The 19895-nt window shown below is 61.6% G+C and carries 25 protein-coding genes; 11 read left to right on the top strand and 14 right to left on the bottom strand.

The features are described from left to right. Positions 1-41 precede the first annotated feature (41 nt). Together B0G82_RS26170 and hpnA are read right to left on the bottom strand one after the other, a co-directional pair. The gene (locus B0G82_RS26170; RefSeq protein ID WP_106281465.1) at positions 42-581 is read right to left on the bottom strand and encodes a hypothetical protein; all 540 of its coding nucleotides are present in this window, start codon (positions 579-581) and stop codon (positions 42-44) included. A 136-nt stretch (positions 582-717) separates the two neighbouring features. After that, the gene (gene hpnA / locus B0G82_RS26165) at positions 718-1728 is read right to left on the bottom strand and encodes a hopanoid-associated sugar epimerase (protein ID WP_121309536.1); all 1011 of its coding nucleotides are present in this window, start codon (positions 1726-1728) and stop codon (positions 718-720) included. 163 nt (positions 1729-1891) lie between these two features. On the opposite strand from hpnA, the gene B0G82_RS26160 reads away from it, so the two are divergent. Beyond that, positions 1892-2185, top strand: coding sequence for an acylphosphatase (locus tag B0G82_RS26160; RefSeq protein ID WP_012428825.1), 294 nt, complete (start codon positions 1892-1894; stop codon positions 2183-2185). 118 nt (positions 2186-2303) lie between these two features. Here B0G82_RS26160 and egtD read toward each other — a convergent pair whose 3' ends face one another. Further along, a complete protein-coding gene (egtD, locus tag B0G82_RS26155; RefSeq protein ID WP_121309535.1) occupies positions 2304-3284 on the bottom strand; it encodes an L-histidine N(alpha)-methyltransferase in 981 nt (326 codons plus the stop codon). Between the two features lie 584 nt (positions 3285-3868). Between egtD and rarD the strand changes: the two genes are divergently transcribed. Beyond that, a complete protein-coding gene (rarD, locus tag B0G82_RS26150; RefSeq protein ID WP_116122794.1) occupies positions 3869-4765 on the top strand; it encodes an EamA family transporter RarD in 897 nt (298 codons plus the stop codon). Positions 4766-4813: 48 nt separating this feature from the next. Here the strand turns inward: rarD and B0G82_RS26145 are convergent, their stop codons facing one another. Next, positions 4814-5353, bottom strand: coding sequence for an Mpo1-like protein (locus tag B0G82_RS26145; RefSeq protein ID WP_116146579.1), 540 nt, complete (start codon positions 5351-5353; stop codon positions 4814-4816). A gap of 91 nt (positions 5354-5444) precedes the next feature. Between B0G82_RS26145 and B0G82_RS26140 the strand changes: the two genes are divergently transcribed. Further along, on the top strand, positions 5445-6158 hold the full coding sequence (locus B0G82_RS26140; protein ID WP_121309534.1) for a Crp/Fnr family transcriptional regulator: 714 nt from the start codon (positions 5445-5447) through the stop codon (positions 6156-6158). Between the two features lie 58 nt (positions 6159-6216). On the opposite strand, the gene B0G82_RS26135 is transcribed toward B0G82_RS26140, so the two are convergent. The 4 genes from B0G82_RS26135 to B0G82_RS40650 all read right to left on the bottom strand — a co-directional run bounded on the left by B0G82_RS26135 (position 6217) and on the right by B0G82_RS40650 (position 7867). After that, on the bottom strand, positions 6217-6558 hold the full coding sequence (locus B0G82_RS26135; protein WP_121309533.1) for a hypothetical protein: 342 nt from the start codon (positions 6556-6558) through the stop codon (positions 6217-6219). Positions 6559-6810: 252 nt separating this feature from the next. Then, positions 6811-7182: a hypothetical protein gene (locus B0G82_RS26130; protein WP_121309532.1), complete on the bottom strand. Its 372-nt coding sequence runs from the start codon at positions 7180-7182 to the stop codon at positions 6811-6813. A 322-nt stretch (positions 7183-7504) separates the two neighbouring features. Then, complete coding sequence (locus B0G82_RS40655) at positions 7505-7717, bottom strand: hypothetical protein (RefSeq protein WP_241974841.1); 213 nt, start codon at positions 7715-7717, stop codon at positions 7505-7507. Further along, positions 7718-7867 carry a hypothetical protein gene (locus B0G82_RS40650; RefSeq protein ID WP_241974840.1) on the bottom strand — a complete coding sequence of 50 codons (150 nt, stop codon included), beginning with the start codon at positions 7865-7867 and terminating at the stop codon, positions 7718-7720. A gap of 189 nt (positions 7868-8056) precedes the next feature. On the opposite strand from B0G82_RS40650, the gene B0G82_RS26125 reads away from it, so the two are divergent. Then, a complete protein-coding gene (locus B0G82_RS26125) occupies positions 8057-9235 on the top strand; it encodes a methyltransferase type 11 (RefSeq protein ID WP_241974839.1) in 1179 nt (392 codons plus the stop codon). Positions 9236-9292: 57 nt separating this feature from the next. Here the strand turns inward: B0G82_RS26125 and B0G82_RS26120 are convergent, their stop codons facing one another. From B0G82_RS26120 to B0G82_RS26110, 3 genes are all read right to left on the bottom strand, one after another. After that, entirely contained in the window at positions 9293-9553 is a 261-nt protein-coding gene (locus tag B0G82_RS26120; RefSeq protein ID WP_116146572.1) for a hypothetical protein, read from the bottom strand. Further along, positions 9546-10295, bottom strand: coding sequence for a DNA/RNA non-specific endonuclease (locus B0G82_RS26115; protein WP_121309530.1), 750 nt, complete (start codon positions 10293-10295; stop codon positions 9546-9548). Before B0G82_RS26115 ends, B0G82_RS26120 begins: the two co-directional genes overlap by 8 nt. Positions 10296-10677: 382 nt before the next feature. Next, positions 10678-11037 (bottom strand): DUF3564 domain-containing protein, encoded by a 360-nt coding sequence (locus B0G82_RS26110; protein WP_116146569.1) that lies wholly within the window; start codon positions 11035-11037, stop codon positions 10678-10680. A 161-nt stretch (positions 11038-11198) separates the two neighbouring features. On the opposite strand from B0G82_RS26110, the gene B0G82_RS26105 reads away from it, so the two are divergent. After that, a complete protein-coding gene (locus tag B0G82_RS26105) occupies positions 11199-11888 on the top strand; it encodes a DUF4410 domain-containing protein (RefSeq protein ID WP_121309529.1) in 690 nt (229 codons plus the stop codon). 59 nt (positions 11889-11947) lie between these two features. On the opposite strand, the gene B0G82_RS26100 is transcribed toward B0G82_RS26105, so the two are convergent. Then, entirely contained in the window at positions 11948-13633 is a 1686-nt protein-coding gene (locus B0G82_RS26100) for an acid phosphatase (protein WP_121309528.1), read from the bottom strand. A 99-nt stretch (positions 13634-13732) separates the two neighbouring features. Beyond that, positions 13733-14020: a hypothetical protein gene (locus B0G82_RS26095; RefSeq protein WP_116123884.1), complete on the bottom strand. Its 288-nt coding sequence runs from the start codon at positions 14018-14020 to the stop codon at positions 13733-13735. A gap of 185 nt (positions 14021-14205) precedes the next feature. On the opposite strand from B0G82_RS26095, the gene B0G82_RS26090 reads away from it, so the two are divergent. Continuing rightward, on the top strand, positions 14206-15180 hold the full coding sequence (locus B0G82_RS26090; RefSeq protein ID WP_121309527.1) for an IclR family transcriptional regulator: 975 nt from the start codon (positions 14206-14208) through the stop codon (positions 15178-15180). A 98-nt stretch (positions 15181-15278) separates the two neighbouring features. On the opposite strand, the gene B0G82_RS26085 is transcribed toward B0G82_RS26090, so the two are convergent. Next, positions 15279-16352, bottom strand: a complete 1074-nt coding sequence (locus B0G82_RS26085) for a porin (RefSeq protein WP_121309526.1) — start codon at positions 16350-16352, stop codon at positions 15279-15281. 442 nt (positions 16353-16794) lie between these two features. Here B0G82_RS26085 and B0G82_RS26080 point away from each other — a divergent pair, with 442 nt between their 5' ends. The 5 genes from B0G82_RS26080 to B0G82_RS26060 are packed head-to-tail and all read left to right on the top strand — an operon-like array spanning position 16795 to position 19878. Then, positions 16795-17109, top strand: a complete 315-nt coding sequence (locus tag B0G82_RS26080) for a non-heme iron oxygenase ferredoxin subunit (RefSeq protein ID WP_116122805.1) — start codon at positions 16795-16797, stop codon at positions 17107-17109. Position 17110: 1 nt separating this feature from the next. Further along, positions 17111-17422, top strand: coding sequence for a recombinase-like helix-turn-helix domain-containing protein (locus B0G82_RS26075; RefSeq protein ID WP_106286454.1), 312 nt, complete (start codon positions 17111-17113; stop codon positions 17420-17422). 47 nt (positions 17423-17469) lie between these two features. After that, a complete protein-coding gene (locus B0G82_RS26070; RefSeq protein WP_121309525.1) occupies positions 17470-18564 on the top strand; it encodes an aromatic ring-hydroxylating dioxygenase subunit alpha in 1095 nt (364 codons plus the stop codon). Then, positions 18557-19324: an SDR family oxidoreductase gene (locus B0G82_RS26065; protein WP_121309524.1), complete on the top strand. Its 768-nt coding sequence runs from the start codon at positions 18557-18559 to the stop codon at positions 19322-19324. The genes B0G82_RS26070 and B0G82_RS26065 overlap by 8 nt, the downstream gene beginning before the upstream one ends. A gap of 26 nt (positions 19325-19350) precedes the next feature. Then, positions 19351-19878, top strand: coding sequence for a cupin domain-containing protein (locus B0G82_RS26060; protein ID WP_116122809.1), 528 nt, complete (start codon positions 19351-19353; stop codon positions 19876-19878). Positions 19879-19895: the final 17 nt, after the last annotated feature.

The following is a 19895-nucleotide window of genomic DNA, read 5'->3' as shown; positions in this document are numbered from 1 at the left end:
GCGGAGGAATGCAAAAGCGGCGCTCATCGGGCGCCGCTTTTTTACTTGGTGAGCATCATGTAAAGCTGGATCACCATGTCGGGCGAAAACGTGAACGGCACCCAGCCGTGGCCGGTGTGGCGCATGACCAGCAGACGGTCGCCATTCGACTGTTTCTGCACCGCCATGACCGGATTCTTGGTGGACACGAAGCGCCAGCCTGGCGGAATGCCCGGCGGCGGTTCCGGCGTCATCGACGCGCGCGCGTTCGACAGCTCCTCGATCAGTTGGCCGATCTGCTCCGCGCGCAACGCGACGGTCTGGCCGCCGATCGTCATGGTGATCTCGTTCTGCGCGGGGCGATTAATTTCGAGCGTGGGCTGAAGCTGCGGGGCCGGCGCCTCACCTTCGACGACGGCCGCCTCGGTCTCAGCCGCATTTGCATTGGATTCGGACGCGACGTGATCCGCGGATGCAGACGCTGGCGGCGCGGCGTTCTCTGCGGGTGTCTCGGGAATGTTTTCGGCCAGCGGGGCCACGACAGCCTGAATGAGCTGATCGACGCCCATTTCCAGTGCGCCGAGCTGTTCGTGAAGATTCATGCGAGCTTTTCTCTGGTAAGACCCACGATTTTAACTGCTGCGCGTAGGCTTTTACCTGTCGCTAACACAGTGACGTTGTAACAAAATGCTTGCGGCCGAGCCGGCTTGCGGGACACAGGCCGCTTGTTCATGCAGATTACTGCTTCAGATAGCCCGCTTGCCTGAACCAGTCGAGTGCGTCGCTCAAGCCCTCGCGATAGGGCCGTGCGCGATAGCCGAGTTCGCGTTCCGCTTTCGCCGACGTGAAATACATCTTGTTCTTCGACATTTTCAAGCCGTCGACGGTGACGAACGGTTCGCGTTTCGTGATCTTGGCGACTGCTTCGGCACCCATGGCCAGCGGATAGAGCGGCCAGCGCGGCAGACTTAGCGTCGGTGCCTTGCGGCCGGTCAGCGCCGCGATATCCGCGAGCATCTGCTGAAGCGGCAGATTTTCGCCGCCGAGAATATAGCGCTCGCCGATCTTTCCGCGTTCGAGCGCGAGGAAATGGCCGGCCGCGACGTCATCCACGTGCACGAGATTCAGGCCCGTATCGACGAACGCCGGAATCTTGCCGAGCGCCGCTTCCACGATGATGCGTCCCGTCGGGGTCGGCTTGACGTCGCGCGGTCCGATCGGCGTGGAGGGATTGACGATCACCGCCGGCAAGCCGTCTTCGGCGATCATCCGCTCCACCGCGCGTTCGGCCAGCACCTTGCTGCGTTTGTACACGCCAATCGCCTGATCGGCTTTGAGCGGCGAGGTTTCGTCGGCGGACTGGCCGGAGCTGGTCACTTTCAGCGTGGCCACGCTGCTCGTGTAGACAATGCGCTCGACGCCTTCCTTCAGCGCCGCGCGCATGGTCGCTTCGGTGCCTTCGAGGTTCGAGCGCTCGATCTCGCTCGGGTCAGGCGCCCACAGCCGATAGTCGGCGGCCACGTGCAGCAGATAGCGCACGCCGCGCAGCGCGTGGCGCATCGACGCTTCGTCGCGCATATCGCCGATCACGATTTCCGCGTCCAGCGACTCGACGTTCTGACGCGGACTGGTGGCGCGCACCAGCACACGCACCTTGAAACCCTTCTGTTGCGCGATGCGCGCCACCGACGAGCCGACGAAGCCGGAGGCGCCGGTCACGAGCACGAGATCGCGATTCTGTTCGGTCATTCTGTTTCCATTTCCCGCGTGACAGTCGACGGATTGTACGTGGCGCGCGCGCCGTGTGTCGCGCCGGCGGTCCCCTGCGAACAATCAGATGCGCGCTTTGCCGAGCAAGCTCGCCGGGACGCGACTAGAATGCCGGCTTGAAAGTATGCGAAGAGAGGACGGCATGGCCCCGGATCTGGATCAGCGGATCGAAACGTATTACGTGCGCGTGCGCGGCACTGTGCAGGGCGTCGGCTTCCGCCACGCGACTGTGCGGCAGGCGCATGCGCTCGGTATCAAGGGATGGGTGGCGAATCTCGACGACGGCTCTGTCGAAGCGATGTTGCAGGGCTCGGCCAACCAGGTCGACCGGATGCTGTCGTGGTTGCGTCACGGGCCGCCGGCGGCGCGCGTGACCGAGGTGGCCGGCGAAGAGCGCGCGACCGAAAAGCGTTACGAACGTTTCGAGCAGCACTGAGCGGCAGCACGTAGAACGCGCGAATCACGCAAAACAAAAGGCGGCGCGCCATCATGCGCGATGGCGCGCCGCCTTGCCGTGTTTGCGTGACCGTGCGTCCGTCAGCGGCCCAGCGCGCTCAACGCGCCAGCAGCAGGCTCTCCGCAAAGCCCCATTCGTCTTCGATCCATTGATGGCTGCACAGGAAGCCGGCGTCGTCGGCAATCGCGGGCATTTCTTCCGCGCGATATTTGTGGCTGCTCTCGGTCCAGATCGTTTCGCCCGCCTTGAGCGACACCGTCAATTGCGCCGCGCCCACGTGCGCGGTGATGTCGCGCTTGGCTCGCAGATGCATTTCGATGCTGCGCGCGTCCGGGTTGAAGCGCGCGACGTGCTCGAAGGCCTCGAGCGGAAAGTCGCCGTCGAGTTCGCGATTGATGCGCGCCAGCAGGTTCAGATTGAACGACGCGGTGACGCCGATCGAGTCGTCATAGGCGGCCACCAGGACGGGCGTCGGCTTGATCAGGTCCGTGCCGAGCAGCAACGCGTCGCCGGGGGCGAGCATGTTGCGGATATCGCGCAGGAAACGTGTTGCCGCGAGTCTGCCGAAATTACCGATCGTACTGCCAAGAAACAGCACAAGTAACCGCTCGTCCGACGCGCGCTGCTTGCTCACTTCAGCAAGGCCGGCCAGGTAATCGCGTTCATAACCGACAATCGAAATACGCTCGATGTCGCCGAGTTCGCGCCTGCACAACTGCAATGCACTGCGCGAAATTTCAATCGGACAGTAAGAAGTAGGGCGCTTTTTACACAGCGCTTCCAGAATGCGCCGTGTTTTACGGCCGCTGCCGCTGCCGAGTTCGGCGACCGTCACGTCATGTGGCAAGTGCGCGACGATGTCCGCGGCGTGTTTGGTAAGCAGGCGTTCCTCCGCGCGCGTCACGCCGTATTCCGGCAACACGGTAATCACTTCGAACAGCGCGGAGCCCACTTCGTCATACAGATACTTGGACGGCAGCTCTTTCTGCGGCGTATGGGTGAGGCCGGCGCGAACGTCGGCGGCAAAGGCGAAGCGTAGGTCGGGCGATGCGTCGTGCGATAGGGCTGGCTGGGTCATGCTGGCTCCAGTAGTCACATTCGATGAGCGGGATGCTGCCGGGCGGCGGCACGCGCGATGAACGCAGTTGAGGCGTGCCGTGGAGAAGAAGGTCGGGCTCGGTCCGTAGGACTGTCATCGCCGGCCTGGCTCAGGGATGCTGCACATGCTGTCCCCGAGGGGACCTCCTTGGGGGCGTTGCGAACGGTAATGCAGCGTCGCAAGACTAGGTAGCAAGATTCGCGCTTCAGCCGCTTGGCGCGAAATGATGTGAGGCGTCGCCGGTGAAAAGACTGGCGTGGTCGGCCGCACATGAAGTTATGTTCTAGTCCATCGACGCGCGATGCGCACGGAATAATTTCCGCTGATTGTTGACAGCGCGCGGCCCCTACGCGGAGCCGCGAACGGATAACCCGTCTAGAATGCCGCCTTCATATCGTTTATCGAAAGCAAAAATACAGTGCTGGACACGCGCTGCCCGCTTATGAGATTCCATTTCCAATGACAACAACGAATGCCGGGCGGCCGCATGCTGCACTGCAAACAACCTCGCCCGCGCACGCGCCGGTGTCGCGTCTCGAAGCGACTGCCCAACGGGGCGCTCGATGAATCAGTATGCCCTGAAGCGCGGGATCGCGTTGTCGGTGTGCGCGACCACGACCTTTGCATTACTGTCCGCTTACGCAACCCTGCTCGCGCCGCTAAGCGGCCTCGACATTTTCGCCTGGCGTGTCGTCCTGACCGTGCCGGGCGCGCTGTTGCTGGTGGCATTGAGAAAGCGCCTGCCCATTCTGCGGCAGCTTCTTTACCGTATGGTGACCGCCCCGAAACTCGGCTTGGCGATGATCGTGAGCGCGGCGTTGCTTGGCGCGCAACTGTGGGTATTTCTGTGGGCGCCTCTACATGGCCGGATGCTCGAAGTCTCGCTCGGCTATTTCCTCCTTCCGCTGGCGATGGTGCTTGTCGGGCGCTTTTATTATCATGAGCGTCTGGACCGTTTGCAGTGGCTCGCTGTTGCGTGCGCGGCGGTCGGTGTCGGCCATGAACTGTGGGTGACGGGCGCATTTTCGTGGCCGACCTTGCTGGTTTCGCTCGGCTATCCGCCGTATTTCGTTTTGCGTCGCAAGATCAATCACGACTCACTCGCGATGTTCACCGTGGAAATGGCGCTACTGTTGCCGCCGGCAATCGTGCTGGTTTTCAACGGCGGCTCGCTGGCGATGATCGCCGGCCATCCGGATCGGTGGTGGCTACTGTTGCCGGGCCTCGGCGCGCTGAGCACCATTGCGCTGGCGTCGTATCTCAAGGCGAGCCGGTTGTTGCCGGTCGCATTGTTCGGCATTCTCGGCTATGTCGAACCGGTGTTGCTGGTGCTGATCTCGATCACGTTGCTTGGCGAAACGCTGAGCGTCGCGCAGTTGGCGACCTACGTTCCCATCTGGATCGCGGTCGCGCTGACGGCATTGCATAGCGTGCGCCTCATTCGTCTCGCACCGAACTGAGCGGGCTGCGCCGCGGCGAATGAGCCGTCGACGAAGCGGCGGCGCGCTCTAGCGATGCGCCGCCGTACGGTCCGCGTTGAGACGCGTCGGACCGGCTTGCGCTTCGATTGCTGCGCGCAGTGCGGGCCGCCAGCCGAAGCCGAACAACACTTCGGCCAGCACGAACAGCGGTCCGATCAGCAGGCCGATCACATCGTCCACAAAGGCAGGCTTGCGATGTTCGTAGGCAACGTGCCCGATGAACTGAAACACCCAGCCGACCAGAAAGAGCCCGACGCCGATCACGAGCCACATCAACGTGGATTGCGTGGCTGTCCACTGGCCGAACGCGACGCAGAGCGCGGACACGAAGGCCATCATCACGCCGAGCGGCACGTCGAGCACGAGGTAATACAGCGTGGCCGCGACGAATAGAACCCACGCCGGCGATAGCGTCAGCGGCCAGGCATCGACAACGAAAGCAGGCCGGCTCAACAATACCGCCAGGGCCAGCACGATCATCGGAATGCCGATGAAATGCGTGGCGATATTGCGCCGGTCACGATGGTAGGCCGCGTATTGCGTGAGCTGTTGCGTCAGCGTTCTCATGGATGCCGCTCCTCTGTCAAAGTCAGCATAATCGCGGGCAGCGGAATTTGAAACCATCGGGTAGCCGACAATCGGGCACGAGCGCCGTTCTATGAATGCGAGTTTTCCATCGAATGAGCTTGCCGCGCTGTTAGGACGCAGCGGGTGGTTTCGCTCGACGCCGGCTGCCATGCAGGCGCAGTTGATCGAAGCGGGACGTGTCGAACGGCTCGCCGCCGGCCAGCGGCTCTTCACGCGCGGCGATTCCGACGACGGCGTCTATTGCGTGCTCGATGGCCTGGTGAGAATCGGCGCGGCCAGTTCGGCGGGCAAGGAGGCTTTGCTTGCCGTCATCGAGCCGGTGAACTGGTTCGGCGAGATCGCGCTGTTCGACAACCGGCCGCGAACCCACGACGCGTATGCCGAACGCGATTCCGAGCTGTTTCATGTGCCGCGCGCCGCACTCGTCGCGCTACTGGAACGCACACCCGCTTATTGGCATCTGTTCGGTCTGCTGTTGACGCAAAAGCTGCGTCTTGCTTTCGACGCGATCGAAGAGGCCGCGTTGCTGCCCGCGGCGCAGCGCGTGGCGCGCCGCTTGTTATTGATGGCGGGTGGTTACGGCGAGCCCGGTGCATTGCGGCGCGTGCTCAAAGTCCCACAAGAAGATCTCGCGATGATGCTGGCGCTGTCCCGGCAGACGATCAACCAGGTGCTGAAGCAGTTCGAAACGCAAGGCGCGCTGAAGCTCGGTTATGCGGAAATCGAAATTGCCGATGTGCAGAAGCTGGCGGTATTGGCTGAGTTGAATCCCGTGGGGGATTGATCGCGACGAGTAGTCCGCGAGACGCTGCAATGCGTCGATCAGATCCCTGAGAACATGATTAGCGCGCCATCACGGCCGCGCTGCGGCGCCTCAACGGTCCGATCATCGCGGCGGGAAGTGTCGAGATCAGTGTGTGCAGTGTGAAGTCGAGGTCGTCGGGAGCGATGTCGAGTTGCACGCGAATTTCCTGGCGAACCGCCTGCGTGGCGACGACATAAACACCAAGAGGAGAATGGAGCAGGGCGCGAAGCTGGGTGCCGGAGAGCTCCTGCGGTCGATGAGGCAGCGTTATCTGCAAGCGGACGCGTGCCGCGAGGAAGGGAATGACGTTGTTGCGCTGAACGTGCGGCTCGTTGAGCGGGTGAATAGAGAAACTGTCGATTGATTGCGTGAGAGCCATGTGATGTGGCGTTCGTCGACGCCATGGTTGATCAAGACAGTTCGAGATTAGACGTCTGCGGGTAAACGCGGTGCAAAAATTGGGGTGTGCGTTGGAAAAATCATACGGGGTTGCCGGAAGCCGACACACTCGACGCGATATGAACCGCGCATAAAAAAAGGCGAGTCATATGACTCGCCCTCCCTGAACGGCACAGTTCGGCTTCGATTACCTATACATGCCTGGCCGGTGCGTGCCGAAACCGATCACGTGTTATTGCGTTTTTGTCGTGTCGGTCTTTGCGCCGTCGGCTTTTACCGGGGCATTGCTGGCCTCTTTCGCGCCCTCCGTTTTAGTCGTGGCGGCGCTCGTTTCAGCCGCGGCCTTCTTCGTGGTCTTGTGGGCTTTTGCCGTGTGATGGGCGGACGTCTTCTTGACGTGCGCTTTGGTCGCGGCTTTGGCCGGCGCCTTCGTTGCTGCGGCGCCGTCGTCCGTGGCGCCCGTTTGAACGGCGGTGCTCGCCTTCAGGTTCGCCTGGCCGGCGGGTTGCGTTTGCGCGGGCTGCGCGGCGGACGGTGCGGCCGTTTGAGCGAAAGCGGTCGACACGAGCAGAGCGGAAGCGAGAGCGGCGAAAAGCGTCTTCATGGTTTAACTCCTGGTTTTAACCGGTTGATTCTTGTGTCGCGGCTGAAATGTTTCAGCGCTGCCGGTTTAACGTTGACGGGAAGACAGGAGTTGACGTCGCTCTGGTGACAAAACGTAACCGCTGAAACATATTGGGGATGCCGAAGCAGTTTCGGCCCTTCGGCTTGCGCCGCGGCTACAAGTTGGAAACTCGCTTGTTCGCACCCAAGGCGATATCTATATTGTGATATAGGAGTTTTTACCGGCGGAATATCATCTGCCTCCCCGTCAACCGGGCGGCCTGACTTCTCATCTAACTTGGGCGATACACCAGATGAACCCGTCACTCAAACTCGCGCAGCGGCGCTCGCAGGATCCGGCATTTCTGCAGGGCTACTTCTCTGGCGTCGGCCTGGACATGGGCACCGGGCGTGATTCCGATTTCGGCTACGCGGATCTTTTTCCTCGCATCGAACAACTGATCGCCTGGAACGTGAATGAGCGTGACGTTATCTATATGGACGACGCGCCAGCCGATGTACTTGATTTCGTTCATTCAGACTGCCTTGGGCGTTTCGCCAATCCTCATCAAGTGCTTGCCAGGTGGATCGAACTCATCAAGCCCGGCGGTTATCTGATTTTGACGTTGCCGACCGATTCTCGCGGCGAAGAAATACTCTCGCCCACCCTGACGGACGTCGATCATGAACGCACCTTCACCCCGCATCGGCCTGACCTGGCGATCGCGGGTTCCGCGAATGCGCTCGACCTGGTGAACGATGCTTCGGCTGTTTCATCGCGCGAACGCTTTTGCGTTCTCTGCGAGTTCGGCGAGAACCGGCAAGAGGGTTTCGCTGACAGACAGCATCAGGCGGCCGCGTACGCGATAGAAATAGTGCTGCGCAAGCGCGATGTGCCTCGACTCTTCGACCTGGTCACTGCCATGCCGAGTGCGGAAACCGATTCGGCAATGCTGGACCTTTGCCAAGAGACGCTAAGACTGTATCCGTATCGACTCCAGACCTACTTTCACATCAACCTTGAACTGGTGCGTCGGGGTCTTTGCGATCAACTGGAGGACTTATGGGACGAGAGCGTCCGACGACTCCCGAACGAGCGCTTGCCTCGACTCTTCAACGCACTGATGCTGATTGCTGTCGGCAAACTCACCGAGGGTTTTCGTCGACGTGAGGCGCTGTTCGACGGCTCGGATTGGCGAGGCCGGACTACCGTGGCGCCGCCGGCTTATGCAAACTGGCGCGGCGAGTCGCTCGAAGGCAAATCGATCGTTATCTGGAGCGAATTCGGGCTGGGTGACGAGATTTTCTTTTTTCGGTTTGCGCGGATTTTTCGCGAACGTTACGGGGCGGTGCGGGTGACGGTGATATGTCAGGCGCCGCTCGTCGAATTGTTCAGGGCCTCGGGCGAGGCCGCGGCGATCTGCTCCGTCGAAGATGCGCCGCTACTGCCGATTCATGACTATTGGGTCTATCCGCATGCGATCCCGGTGTGGGCATCTCTCGACATCGATCATTTGCCGGACGTGGTGCCGTATCTGCGGGCGGGCGTCGCGCACACACCGATGGCCTTGCCGGGCAATCTGCAGGCATTGAAAGTTGGCGTGATCTTCAAAGGTGCGCCGACGCACGAGAACGACGCTGCCAGATCGCTGCCGTCGCTCAGCTGTCTCGATCCGCTCTTCGCGCTCGAAGACGTGGAGTTCTACATCATGCAGAAGGGCCAAGGCGAAGACGAAGCCGCCGACTACGCCATGCGCTTGCGCAACGTGCATGATCTCGGACCTGGTCTTCGTTCATTTGGCGATACGGCAAAACTGATGGACGCGCTGGACCTGGTCATTAGCGTGGACACATCGGCGGCCAATCTGGCGGGCGCGATGGGTAGGCCGCTGTGGCTAATGCTGCCCATGCTGGGCGACTGGAGATGGCACCTCGAACGGGAAGACAGTCCGTGGTTTCCCTCTGCTCGCCTGTTTCGGGAACAAGGCAGAGGGTGGCCCGAGGTCGTGGAGCGGATTCGCTTGGCTTTGATCGAACTGCGAAACACAAGATGAGGGCCGGCCGCTCGCACGAATAAAATGCATCGCGCCGGTGGCCGGCGCTTTGCGTGACTAATTGAACGGGTTCTGCACGACGCCCGGCTTCGCATCCGGTTCATCCTTGACCTTCGCGGGCAAATTGCTCTGCGCCTGCAAGCTGGCCACGATCGTATCTACAGCGTCTTTCAGTGCCAATGCGGCCTTCAGTCCGCGCTGATCCTGCGTCAGCTCCAGCGTGCCGTTCAGCACGATGCGCGTCGTGCCGTTACTCACGGTCAACGCATCGCCTTGAATGTTGAGCACGTCGTCGTCATTCGAATAGGGTTTAAACACCTTTCAGTCCTCCCGGTCGCTGATCTTTGAGGTTCTCCGGAATGCCCGGAAAACGGATGCCCGATGCTGCTTCAAGTTCGTGAATCGTCTTGATGTCGTAACGATTCGTCGAGACGTTGTCCACTACCACGGCGAACGCCATCTTTCGCGAAGGCACGTAGATCGCCTTGAACAACTGCGTCGGCACGAATACGCCCGTCGGTCCGATAGTCTGCAACTGCTGGCCGTTGAAGATCGGGCCGGTGACCACATAGGTATCGTCGTACGACACTGCGATTTTGCGCACCGACGTTTCAATGCGCGCCCACAGGCGCTGATTGTTCTCGCGGTTTTGCGGCACGACATTGGCCAGCGAGAACGATTGTGCCATCGCTTCCTGATTCCAGCGATTGCCTGCCGGGCTCATATGACCGCGGTCGAATCCGCTGCGTTTGTAGTCCGCGAGCGTGGGGCCTTCACCGTCCGGCAGGCGCGCGTCTTCGAAGAACTTGTTGGTGCGCACCATGTCTTTGGCGGCCTCGATATGATCGCGCGTCAGATGCTCGGCGGACCACAGCGGACCGTGCGTGATGCCCGAATGCAGAACCGCGAAATCGCTATAGCAAAGCATGCGCGTTTTCGACGCCATCTTCTGATTGCTCAGAACCGGCCATTGCGCATTCGATGTGAATTGAGTGCAGGAAGGCGCTGCGCTGGCGTGAGCGGCAACGACGAACAACAGATAGGCAAACCACTTCTTCATGTGTCAGTCAGTCGAGGGATCGGGGGCGCAAGTATAGCGTTGCGAGCCCGTCCCGCGCGACGTGAAATACAGGAAAACACTGGAGGAGAAAACGGATTCGGGCGTTGAGCGCTGTCATGAAAACGATGCCGCCGCACGGCGCGCACGGCAACGTCTCACATCTCGCCGCACCAAAAAAAACGGGCCGCCTTGCAGCGACCCTAATGCGTGGACTTTCAACTCTACTCACGCAAACTTAAGGCGACCTTAAATGCGCGAGCGACGAAATCGCAATGAGGGAATCAAAAACGCGGCGTACGAACGCACGGACAAAATGACCCATGCGCTAGCGGAGCGCCGCTCGCGCACGGAAATTTAGACCGATAAAAATGAGTGCTAAAACCTAATTGTCGAACACGCTGTGTTCGGCGCGGACCTGTTGGCGGTCCACTGCTTGCAAGCGCCAGAAGCCGCTGGTCTGCGCGCGCGTCGGCAGGGCGGTCCATGCCGCGGCGCCTTGCGCGGCGCTCACGCGCTGCTTGCGGTCCACGTGTAATCCGCGCAGCGTGCACAGCGGCGCATCCGTGCTGGGCGCACACAAAGTGGTCACGCCGTTATCGTCGCGCAGTTCGCCCCACGGGGGCAGATCGATCCCTTGATGTGCTTCTCTCGACCACCGGTGTTCGTCGGTGTCGAGCCATAGCACAGCGTAATCATGGCTGACGGTGGGATCGGAACCGTTGATGAGGATGGTCAGTCGCATGGCGGGTTCCGTACAAATTGCGAAGTTGTGCTTTAACAGTCTATGCTGCAACGGGCGTTATGCAAGGCAAACCGCGTCACGATCAGGTACGAAAAAAAAGGACGCACGTTGCGCACGGTTGTACGATAGCCGCGTCCTGTTGACGTTCGCGGAGGCACGCCATGCTTCATCGATTTTTGCATTGCACAGTGATGGCGGGATGCCTGAGCACGGCGGCCATCGTCAACGCCGCCGGGGCGGACAGTGCACCGTTCCCGGCGCCGGCGCCGGTCGTGTATGTCGCCGACTTCGATCTGGACGTCGCGAACGTGACGCCGGACAGCGGACCAGGTCAACGCGTGCGCCGCCTGCGCGGTTTGCTGCCGAGCGGACCCGGACCGATGGGCGAGGACAAAAATCCGCAGGACCATGCGAAACATATCGTGGACGAAATGGCGGAAGCGCTAACGGACGATCTGAAAAAGGCGGGCGTCGACGCGCGCCGCAGTGCGACGGGTCAACCGTTGCCGGCTTCCGGGTGGCAAGTGCGCGGCGTGTTCTTGAGTGTCGACGACGGCAATCGCCTCAGGCGCGCCATGGTCGGATTCGGCGCCGGCCAGAACGACATTCAGGTCGCGGTGTCGTGCGACAACCTTGGTACGCCTGATTTGCCGCCGCTGTATCAGGCCGTCGACGAAGCCGACAGCAAAGGCATGCCGGGCGCGGCCATCAAACTGAATCCGTACGTGATCGCCGCCAAGTTCGTGATGGCGAGCGGCGACGAGAAGAAGACGATCAAGAAAACGGCTCAACAGATCGCCGATGCGGTGGTCGCAAAACTGCACGGCGCTGCGCAGTCCAAGCCGCAGTAATTCGAGTTGAAACGCCCTCGCCGCGCCGCAGGCGTTTCAACTTTCGAACGTTCAAGCGTTCAGGCCAGATCCAGCGTGCTCGTCAAATCTCCCAGCGGCGCCAGTCCGTTGCTTGCGAATGCCCGATCGCGCGCCACCACGCCATCGAGCGGCGCGAGCCCGTGCACGCGGCTGATCAGTCGAAGGATCGAGTTGGTGTCGTACACCGTGTGATCGACGTAACCCTTCTTCGCCAGCGGCGAAATCACCAGCGCGGGAATCCGCGAGCCCGGGCCCCAGCGATCGCCCTTCGGCGGCGACACGTGATCCCACCAGCCGCCGTTCTCGTCGACGGTGACCACCACAACCGTGTTTGCCCATTGCGGCCCACGCTGAATATGCTCGATCACCGTCGCGATGTGACGATCGCCCGATGCGACATCCGCGTAACCCGCGTGCATGTTCAGATCGCCTTGCGGCTTGTAGAACGTGACCGTCGGTAAGCGTCCTGCATCGATATCCGCGATCAGATGGTTGGTCGACGCGTCCTTGCCGAGGCCGCCATCGCGCAGATATTTGCGCCGCGCCACCGTGCCCGGCGCGTAATTCGTGAAGTAGTTGAACGGCTGATGGTGATACTGGAAGTCGGGCACCGCGCCGGTATCCTGATGCTCCAACGCGTACTGCCACGCGCCGCTGTACCAGGCCCAGTCGACACCCTTGTCGGTCAGCCGGTCGCCGATCGTCGCGTAATTCTGCGGCGGCAGCACGCGCGGATTCGACAGGTCCGCGAAGGCCGGATTGCCGCCTTCGGCCGGCCGCACGTTGCTCGGCTGATAGGGCGGCGCCATCGTGTTGACGGCGTAGCCGTCGGCGGTGAACGCGCCGTCGTTGACGAATTTCGGCGGACCGTCGAGCGCGGAGGCGGGCGAGTCTTCCGCCTGCTTCAGCCGCGTGCCGGTGGGATCGTCGCCGTCGACCACGGACACCATCTTCTTCGCCGGGCTGTTCTGAATGTCGGGATAGAACGGCGCCTGCGCCGAGATCAGGAAGATGTGGTTCAGCCACGAGCCGCCGAAAGCCGCCATGAAAAAGTTGTCGCACAGCGTGTACTGCTGCGCGAGATTCCACAGACGCAGCGTGTCAGCGGAATTACGGTAGTGTCCCATCACCAGGCCGCCGGAATCGCCCCACGCGGCGAACTGGTTGTTGCGGCCGGCGTTGATCTGCATCTGGTTCTGATAGAAGCGATGCACGAGGTCGCGCGTGATCACGCCGGTCGGCAGCGGCGCGCCCTGCGCGTCGGCGATATGGAACGGGCGGTTGTGCAGATTGACGATATCCTTCTGGCCGATCATGTAGCGCTTGCCGTCCACTTCCTGGGCTTGCGGCACGAGGCCGCCCCAGATGGCCGGCAAGCGCGGCAGCGGCGTCTTGCCGTCGCGGTCGAGTTGCAGATAACGTTCTGCGCTCACGGCGTCGAGCGGATGCTGAACGCCGGGGAAGTTGCCGTACAGGTTTGCGAAGCTGCGGTTCTCCGCGTAGATCACGACGATGTGTTTCACCTGATCGTGAAGCGCGGCGTCCAGACGCAGGTCGGCGGCGCTGCGCGGCGCGCCGGTGCTCGACATGCTTTGGTCGGTTTTGCAGCCCGTCAGCGCCAGTCCGATACCGACTGCTGCCAGGCCGGTAAGGACTCGGCGGCGGTCGGGGTCGTCGGGGTTGTCATCGGCGTTCGGCGGCAGGCTGGAGTCGTTGTCGGTCATCGGGAAGCTCCGAAAGGGCTGTGACGGACGCAGGCGCGCTGCTCGGGGCGGCGTGCGCGCGGCACCGGTTGCGGATTCGAGGTGGCCGGACGGCTCCGGCTAGGGGAGTCTACGCTTCACGCGCCAACTATTGTGTGTCGCGTCGACGGCAAGCAGAAGCCAATGCCGCGTGTCGACCGGGTGACGCTTTTGCGTGGCATAGCGGTCGACCATCAGTTCGAGTTCGTCGAGCGCGCGGCGGTGGCAGGTGGCATTGGCGCCGGAACCATCCGCGAATTCGACGACGGCGGCCGCCGCTCGGGCCGGTTCGGGCAAGTGCGCGGTGCGCACCGCACAGCCCGGATAAAGGTGCGAGTCGGCAACCTGAATCTGAATGGAATCGGACATGAGCGTGGCCTCCCGACGCTTGAGCGGAGCGAATGCGCGGCAGCGAGGCCTCGCGCAATGGACCGCTTCAAAAGCATAGCACCGCGTGAAATGGTGGCAGTGCAGCAATTGGCATGGTTAACCGCGACGCGCCACGCGCTATCATGCTGATCTGACCTTGATGAACAGCAGAAACGGCAGCCAAGATGGCAAAAGAAGAGCAGACAGGAGCGGGACGCAAGCAAGCGAAGCCACGCGGTGCGGCAGCGTCGATTTCGCAGGACGACGCGTTGCCGCGGGCCCAGGCAAACGACGCCGACTCCCAGGATTCAACCGACGAAGAGAGCGCCGGCGGATCGACTTATCTCGTGCCGGGCCTCGAACGCGGCCTGCGCATTCTGGCGGAGTTCAGCGCGCGCGAGCCGGTGCTCGGCGCGCCCGAATTGTCCAAGCGCATCGGCATTCCGCGCACCACGACATTCCGTTTATTGCAGACGCTCGAAGCGCTCGGCTTTCTCGAGCGCGTCAACGGCGACCGCTATTTCCGCCTGAGCGTCGCGGTGCTGAGGCTCGGTTTCGAATATCTGAGTTCGCTCGAATTGACCGATGTCGGCACGCCGATTCTCGAACGCCTGCGCGACGCCACGGGCCTGAGCACGCATCTGCTGATCCGCGATGAGCGCGACGTGGTGTTCGTCGCCAAGGCGCAAACCCATGCGCCCATGTTCAGCTCGGTGAAGGTCCATGTCGGCACGCGCTTGCCGGCGCATGCCACAGTGCATGGTCAGGTGTTGATGGGCGACTTGAGCTTCGAGGAATTGCGGCAGTTGTATCCCGAACCGCAACTCGAACGTTTCACCGAGCGCACGCCGGCCACGGTTGAAGAACTATACGAAAGAGTGCGCGAAAGCGCGGCGCTCGGTTATGCGCTGAGCGAAGCGTCGTTCGAGCGCGGTATTTCTGTAGTGAGCGCGCCCGTGCGCGACCAGAGCGGCAAGATCGCGGCGGCGTTGACCGTCACGATTCCGCGTTCGGATATCGGCGAAACCGAAGAGCGCGAGCCGCTTATCGTCGCGGTTTGCCAGGCGGCGCTCGAACTGTCCGAGCGACTCAGCTACCGGCCGCGTCCGGACGATCCGACAGCGGTTCAGGCGCGCCGCAAGCAGGTGGCGGCGGGCTGATTCCGCGCTATTTCAGCTTTCGCTTCAGCGCTAGTCTGGCTGCGTTCGCAGCCGGACTAGCCGCATCAGAGCACAACCCCACCAGTTTTAGTAGAAACTCAGAACGAGTGATGGATGCCAGTCAGAACGATCGTCTGGTTCCGTCCACTCGACACGCCCGCCGTAAAGAACGCCGCATCCGTATTCGAACCGGCACGCTCGTACAGAGCGTTCACATACAACTGCGTCGATTTCGACAACGCGTAAATGTCGCCGATTTCGAACTGCGTCCAGCGATGCCCCGCCAGCGTCGTCGTCGCGGCGCCGCCAGCCACGGTGTTGAACGGCGTGAACTGGTAATTCGCGCCGACGTCGTAGCTCTGATACGTGTCCGAGTGGCCGCCCGACTCCAGTTTCACGCGCGTATACAGTCCGTGCACGAGCAGCTTGCCGAACTGGTATGACGCGCCCGCCCCCATGTTCTCGACCTTGTCCGCGGTGTAATTGGCTGCAGCCACGCCCTGGAAGTTGGTGATGCCCGTCGTGACGATCGACGGCGTGCGATTGTGCTCGTTCGCATACGTCGCGCCGGCCTTGAACGGACCGTTCGCATAGCTAAGCGCAAAGCTCAGCGTCTTGCCGGTCGAGAAATTGGTCGTGTTGCCGAGACCCATCATCGCGCCGACCTGGAAGCCGCTGAAACTCGCCGAGCGGAATTTCACCGAATTGTCGAACGGCACCACGCCCGTGTCGGCGAGTTCGTCGATATTGCCCGGGTGGAACGCGTACCAACTTGCCGCCAGATAAGCCGTGCTCAGCGGACCCAGCACATCGAAGCTGAACGGCGTCTGATGACCAAGTGTCAGCGTGCCGATCGTGTCCGAGCTCAGACCGACGAACGCCTGGCGATTGAACAGCACGCCGGCTTTGGCGAACGCGCCGGTGTTCGTATAAAAGCCGTTCTCCAACTGGAAAATCGTCTTCAGGCCGCCGCCCAGATCTTCCACGCCTTTCAGGCCCCAGCGGTCGGGCTGCATGTTGCCCTGTTCTTCCATCCACTTCGAATGGCCGCCGACATTGCTGATATACGCGACACCGGCATCCAGGCTGCCGTATAGCGTCACACTGCTCTGCGCCCATGCGCCTGTCGTTGCGCAGATTGCCGTCAAGCCGGCTGCAATGATGTGCTTCACCGTTGGTTCTCCTGATCACACGACGGGTAGCTCTCGCCAGATTCGTCGTCCCTGATCCGTGCTTTGGGTTGGATGCAGTTCTGCGCCGTTTACGCCGAAACTGCTACGCTTTGTGTGTTCCATCTATGGGCGTTTGTATCGCCTATGGAAAATTATAGTGAGTCTGCAGGTGGTCAAAATAAATTTTCGGACCCCGTACAAACCCGTATAAGGGCTGGCCAATACGACTGAAAATTTGGCTTGAGCCTTGCGTGACAAGGCTCGCAGAGCATCGAAGCGGTTCGCGCCCGATTCCGCGACGTTGTCTTTCGAGCGCCACGCTCGGTGTTTTCCCCTATCGGCCGAGATTTTTATTTTCTCCAGCCAAACCCGCTCCTATAATTATCCATACACGAACTGATGTTCCGTATATGGAACATAGGGCTTCAGGAGAAGGCGAGAAATGACTGAACAATGGCGCTGCGCCGGCCATGCCGGCGACCTGTCCGATGACACGCCGCTCGAGTTCAAACTCGACGGCGCCGAGATCGGCATCTACAAGGTGGGCGAAGCGCTGTACGCGCTGGAAAACGTCTGCCCCCATGCGTACGCGCTGCTGACGCAGGGCTTTGTCGACGGCGACACCGTCGAATGCCCGTTGCACGAAGCCGTGTTCCATATCCCGACCGGTAAATGCTTGAAAGAGCCCGGTGGCCGCGACCTGAAGGTGTACTCGGTGCGCCTCGCGGGTGAAGAAATCCAGATCAAGGTGGAATGACATGCGAGAGCAAATCGTGAACTTCAATCCTTTCCTGAAACCGTGGCTCGCGCCCCAGCCGAACAACGTCGCGGGTAAGGGCGTGATCGAAAAACCGGGCGAGACAGAGAACTTCATCTGGCAAACGCGCAAGGCCGAGCCGACCCAGTACGAAAACGACTTCGGCGACGCGCTCGAAAAAGTCTTCGAAGCCGGCGCGATCGAGTTGCAGGAAGTGGTCGACGGTCTGAACCGCGTCGGCTTCCGCACCCCGGAAGGCGGCACGTGGAACGCCGACCGCCTCGCCGCCGAATTCCGCCTGCTCGCCGAATAGGCGCGCTTCCCGAACACGTTCATCGCATTCGTACCCGGAGTCTCTTCATGACGTCCCCCAATACAACTCAAGGCGCGGCGGACCCGATCCAGTCGTATCTGGACAAGGGCCTGCGCAACTACTGGTATCCCGTTGCACCGAGCTGGCAAGTCGGCGACGCGCCGGTCGGCATCACGCGTCTCGGCGATCAGATCGTGCTGTGGCGTGACAAGGAAGGCAAAGTCCGCGCGCTCGAAGACCGCTGCCCGCACCGCGGCGCGCGTCTGTCGCTTGGCTGGAATCTTGGCGGCAGCGTCGCGTGCTGGTATCACGGCATTGAAATCGACGGCAGCGGTGAAGTCACCAAAGTGCCCGCCGTGTCGAACTGTCCGCTGGAAGGCCAGAAGTGCGTGAAGTCGTATCCGGTCGAAGAACATGCCGGCGCAATCTTCCTGTGGTTCGGCGACGAAGCGCATAAGGAGCCCACGCCGCTCGTGCTGCCGGAAGAATTGGTTGGCGAGGAATACGCGAGCTTCCTGTGTATGTCGCACTGGAAATGCAATTACCAGTACGCGATCGACAACGTGATGGACCCCATGCACGGTGCCTATCTGCATGCGACGTCGCACTCGATGGCCGAAGGCGACAAGCAGGCCGACATGCGTGTACGCAAGACCGAAACTGGACTGATGTTTGAAAAGGTCGGCCAGCGCGACGTGAATTTCGACTGGGTGGAACTCGGCGAGACCGGCACGCTGTGGATGCGCCTCGCCATTCCCTACAAGAAGAAGTTCGGCCCGGGCGGCAACTTCGGAATCATCGGCTTCGCAACGCCGGTGGACGGCGACAACTGCCAGGTTTACTTTTGGCGCACTCGCAAAGTGTCGGGCTGGCAGCGCGACGCATGGCGCTTCCTGTATCGCAATCGCCTGGAAGGTCTGCATTGGGCCGTGCTGGAGCAAGACCGCTATGTGCTGGAAAGCATGGCGCCGAACGCGCGCGCTCATGAATTCCTGTATCAGCACGACGTCGGCATGACGCGCGTGCGCCGCATGCTGCGCCAACGTGCGCAGCAGGACTTTGCCGCGCTGGAAGCGCATCGCGCCGAAGCGGCAAAAGCAGGCGTCGCGCAAGCGGCGGAAGCAGGCCACAGCCATGCATAACGACGCGTCCGCAGCGCTCAACGGCCGGCGCGTCCTCGTGACGGGCGGCGCGCGTGGTCTCGGCGCGGCGTTCGTCCGCTCGCTCGTGCAAGCCGGCGCGCACGTCGTGTTCGGCGACGTGTTGCATGAAGAAGGCCGCGCGCTCGCGGCATCGCTCGTCGAGCAAGGACATGCGCTCACCTACGTGCCGCTCGATCTCGCCGACCCCGCCAGTATCAAGCAATTTGCGGAGCAAGGCGCGGCGCAACTCGGCGGTCTCGACGCGCTGATCAACAACGCGGCCATCACCAACTCCGGCGGCAAGTTCGCCGACGAGTTGTCTGTCGATACGTGGGACGCCGTGATGAACGTCAACGTGCGCGGCACCTGGCTGATGAGCACCGCCGCGCTGCCGTATCTGCGCGACTCGGGCCGCGGCAGCATCGTCAACATTGCCTCGGATACGGCGATGTGGGGCGCGCCGAAGCTGCTCGCCTATGTCGCGAGCAAAGGCGCGGTGATTTCGATGACCCGCTCGCTGGCGCGTGAATTCGGCGCTCACAACGTAACCGTCAACGCAATCGCGCCGGGGCTGACCGAAGTCGAAGCAACCGCATACGTGCCCGCCGAGCGTCACGAGTATTACCTGCAAGGCCGTGCGCTGACGCGCGCACAAGTGCCCGACGACGTCACCGGGCCGGTGCTGTTCCTGTTATCCGATGCCGCTCGCTTCGTGACTGGCCAACTGCTGCCGGTCAACGGCGGCTTCGTGATGAATTGATCTTGTCGAATCGAAAGGAGAAAGAGATGGCGGACGCCGATATCGAACGCAAATCGTGGGACCAACCCGCGGACGCGAGCTTTGCCCAATGGCTGGACAGCCGCGTCGCGCGCCTGGAAACGCGTCGCTACGATTGGGACGCGCTGAAGTTTCAGGCCGACTACGACCCGAAGTACCGCCGCGCGCAGATGCGCTACGTCGGCACCGGCGGCACGGGTGTCGCGAAAGACATGAACACGGTGCCCGCGGGCGGCTTCACGTTTTCGACGATGGTGATTCCGGCCGGCAACATCGGCCCGAGCCATATTCATATGGATGTCGAAGAAATTTTCTTCGTGCTGCGCGGCAAGATGAAAGTGGTCTGCGAGAAAGACGGCGAAACATGGGAAGCCGTGTTGGGCGAACGCGATCTGATCTCGGTGCCGCCGGGTGTGTATCGCACGGAAATCAACGTCGGTGAAGAAGACGCCTTGATGTGCGTGATGCTCGGTTCGCCGAAGCCCATTACGCCGACGTATCCGCCGGATTCGCCGCTGGCCAAACTCAAGCGTTAAGCCTTCAAACGCTTCCG

The sequence above is a fragment of the Paraburkholderia sp. BL17N1 genome, from assembly GCF_003634175.1.
Taxonomy (GTDB): domain Bacteria; phylum Pseudomonadota; class Gammaproteobacteria; order Burkholderiales; family Burkholderiaceae; genus Paraburkholderia.
This window is presented reverse-complemented; position numbering and strand designations above follow the sequence as displayed.

Excerpts from the sequence above, each read along its gene's own strand:
- B0G82_RS26170 (WP_106281465.1), bottom strand. The coding sequence starts at position 581 with ATGAATCTTCACGAACAGCTCGGCGCACTGGAAATGGGCGTCGATCAG.
- hpnA (WP_121309536.1), bottom strand. The coding sequence starts at position 1,728 with ATGACCGAACAGAATCGCGATCTCGTGCTCGTGACCGGCGCCTCCGGC.
- B0G82_RS26160 (WP_012428825.1), top strand. The coding sequence starts at position 1,892 with ATGGCCCCGGATCTGGATCAGCGGATCGAAACGTATTACGTGCGCGTG.
- egtD (WP_121309535.1), bottom strand. The coding sequence starts at position 3,284 with ATGACCCAGCCAGCCCTATCGCACGACGCATCGCCCGACCTACGCTTC.
- rarD (WP_116122794.1), top strand. The coding sequence starts at position 3,869 with ATGAATCAGTATGCCCTGAAGCGCGGGATCGCGTTGTCGGTGTGCGCG.
- B0G82_RS26145 (WP_116146579.1), bottom strand. The coding sequence starts at position 5,353 with ATGAGAACGCTGACGCAACAGCTCACGCAATACGCGGCCTACCATCGT.
- B0G82_RS26140 (WP_121309534.1), top strand. The coding sequence starts at position 5,445 with ATGAATGCGAGTTTTCCATCGAATGAGCTTGCCGCGCTGTTAGGACGC.
- B0G82_RS26135 (WP_121309533.1), bottom strand. The coding sequence starts at position 6,558 with ATGGCTCTCACGCAATCAATCGACAGTTTCTCTATTCACCCGCTCAAC.
- B0G82_RS26130 (WP_121309532.1), bottom strand. The coding sequence starts at position 7,182 with ATGAAGACGCTTTTCGCCGCTCTCGCTTCCGCTCTGCTCGTGTCGACC.
- B0G82_RS40655 (WP_241974841.1), bottom strand. The coding sequence starts at position 7,717 with ATGAACGAAATCAAGTACATCGGCTGGCGCGTCGTCCATATAGATAAC.
- B0G82_RS40650 (WP_241974840.1), bottom strand. The coding sequence starts at position 7,867 with ATGATCGACGTCCGTCAGGGTGGGCGAGAGTATTTCTTCGCCGCGAGA.
- B0G82_RS26115 (WP_121309530.1), bottom strand. The coding sequence starts at position 10,295 with ATGAAGAAGTGGTTTGCCTATCTGTTGTTCGTCGTTGCCGCTCACGCC.
- B0G82_RS26110 (WP_116146569.1), bottom strand. The coding sequence starts at position 11,037 with ATGCGACTGACCATCCTCATCAACGGTTCCGATCCCACCGTCAGCCAT.
- B0G82_RS26105 (WP_121309529.1), top strand. The coding sequence starts at position 11,199 with ATGCTTCATCGATTTTTGCATTGCACAGTGATGGCGGGATGCCTGAGC.
- B0G82_RS26100 (WP_121309528.1), bottom strand. The coding sequence starts at position 13,633 with ATGACCGACAACGACTCCAGCCTGCCGCCGAACGCCGATGACAACCCC.
- B0G82_RS26095 (WP_116123884.1), bottom strand. The coding sequence starts at position 14,020 with ATGTCCGATTCCATTCAGATTCAGGTTGCCGACTCGCACCTTTATCCG.
- B0G82_RS26090 (WP_121309527.1), top strand. The coding sequence starts at position 14,206 with ATGGCAAAAGAAGAGCAGACAGGAGCGGGACGCAAGCAAGCGAAGCCA.
- B0G82_RS26080 (WP_116122805.1), top strand. The coding sequence starts at position 16,795 with ATGACTGAACAATGGCGCTGCGCCGGCCATGCCGGCGACCTGTCCGAT.
- B0G82_RS26075 (WP_106286454.1), top strand. The coding sequence starts at position 17,111 with ATGCGAGAGCAAATCGTGAACTTCAATCCTTTCCTGAAACCGTGGCTC.
- B0G82_RS26070 (WP_121309525.1), top strand. The coding sequence starts at position 17,470 with ATGACGTCCCCCAATACAACTCAAGGCGCGGCGGACCCGATCCAGTCG.
- B0G82_RS26065 (WP_121309524.1), top strand. The coding sequence starts at position 18,557 with ATGCATAACGACGCGTCCGCAGCGCTCAACGGCCGGCGCGTCCTCGTG.
- B0G82_RS26060 (WP_116122809.1), top strand. The coding sequence starts at position 19,351 with ATGGCGGACGCCGATATCGAACGCAAATCGTGGGACCAACCCGCGGAC.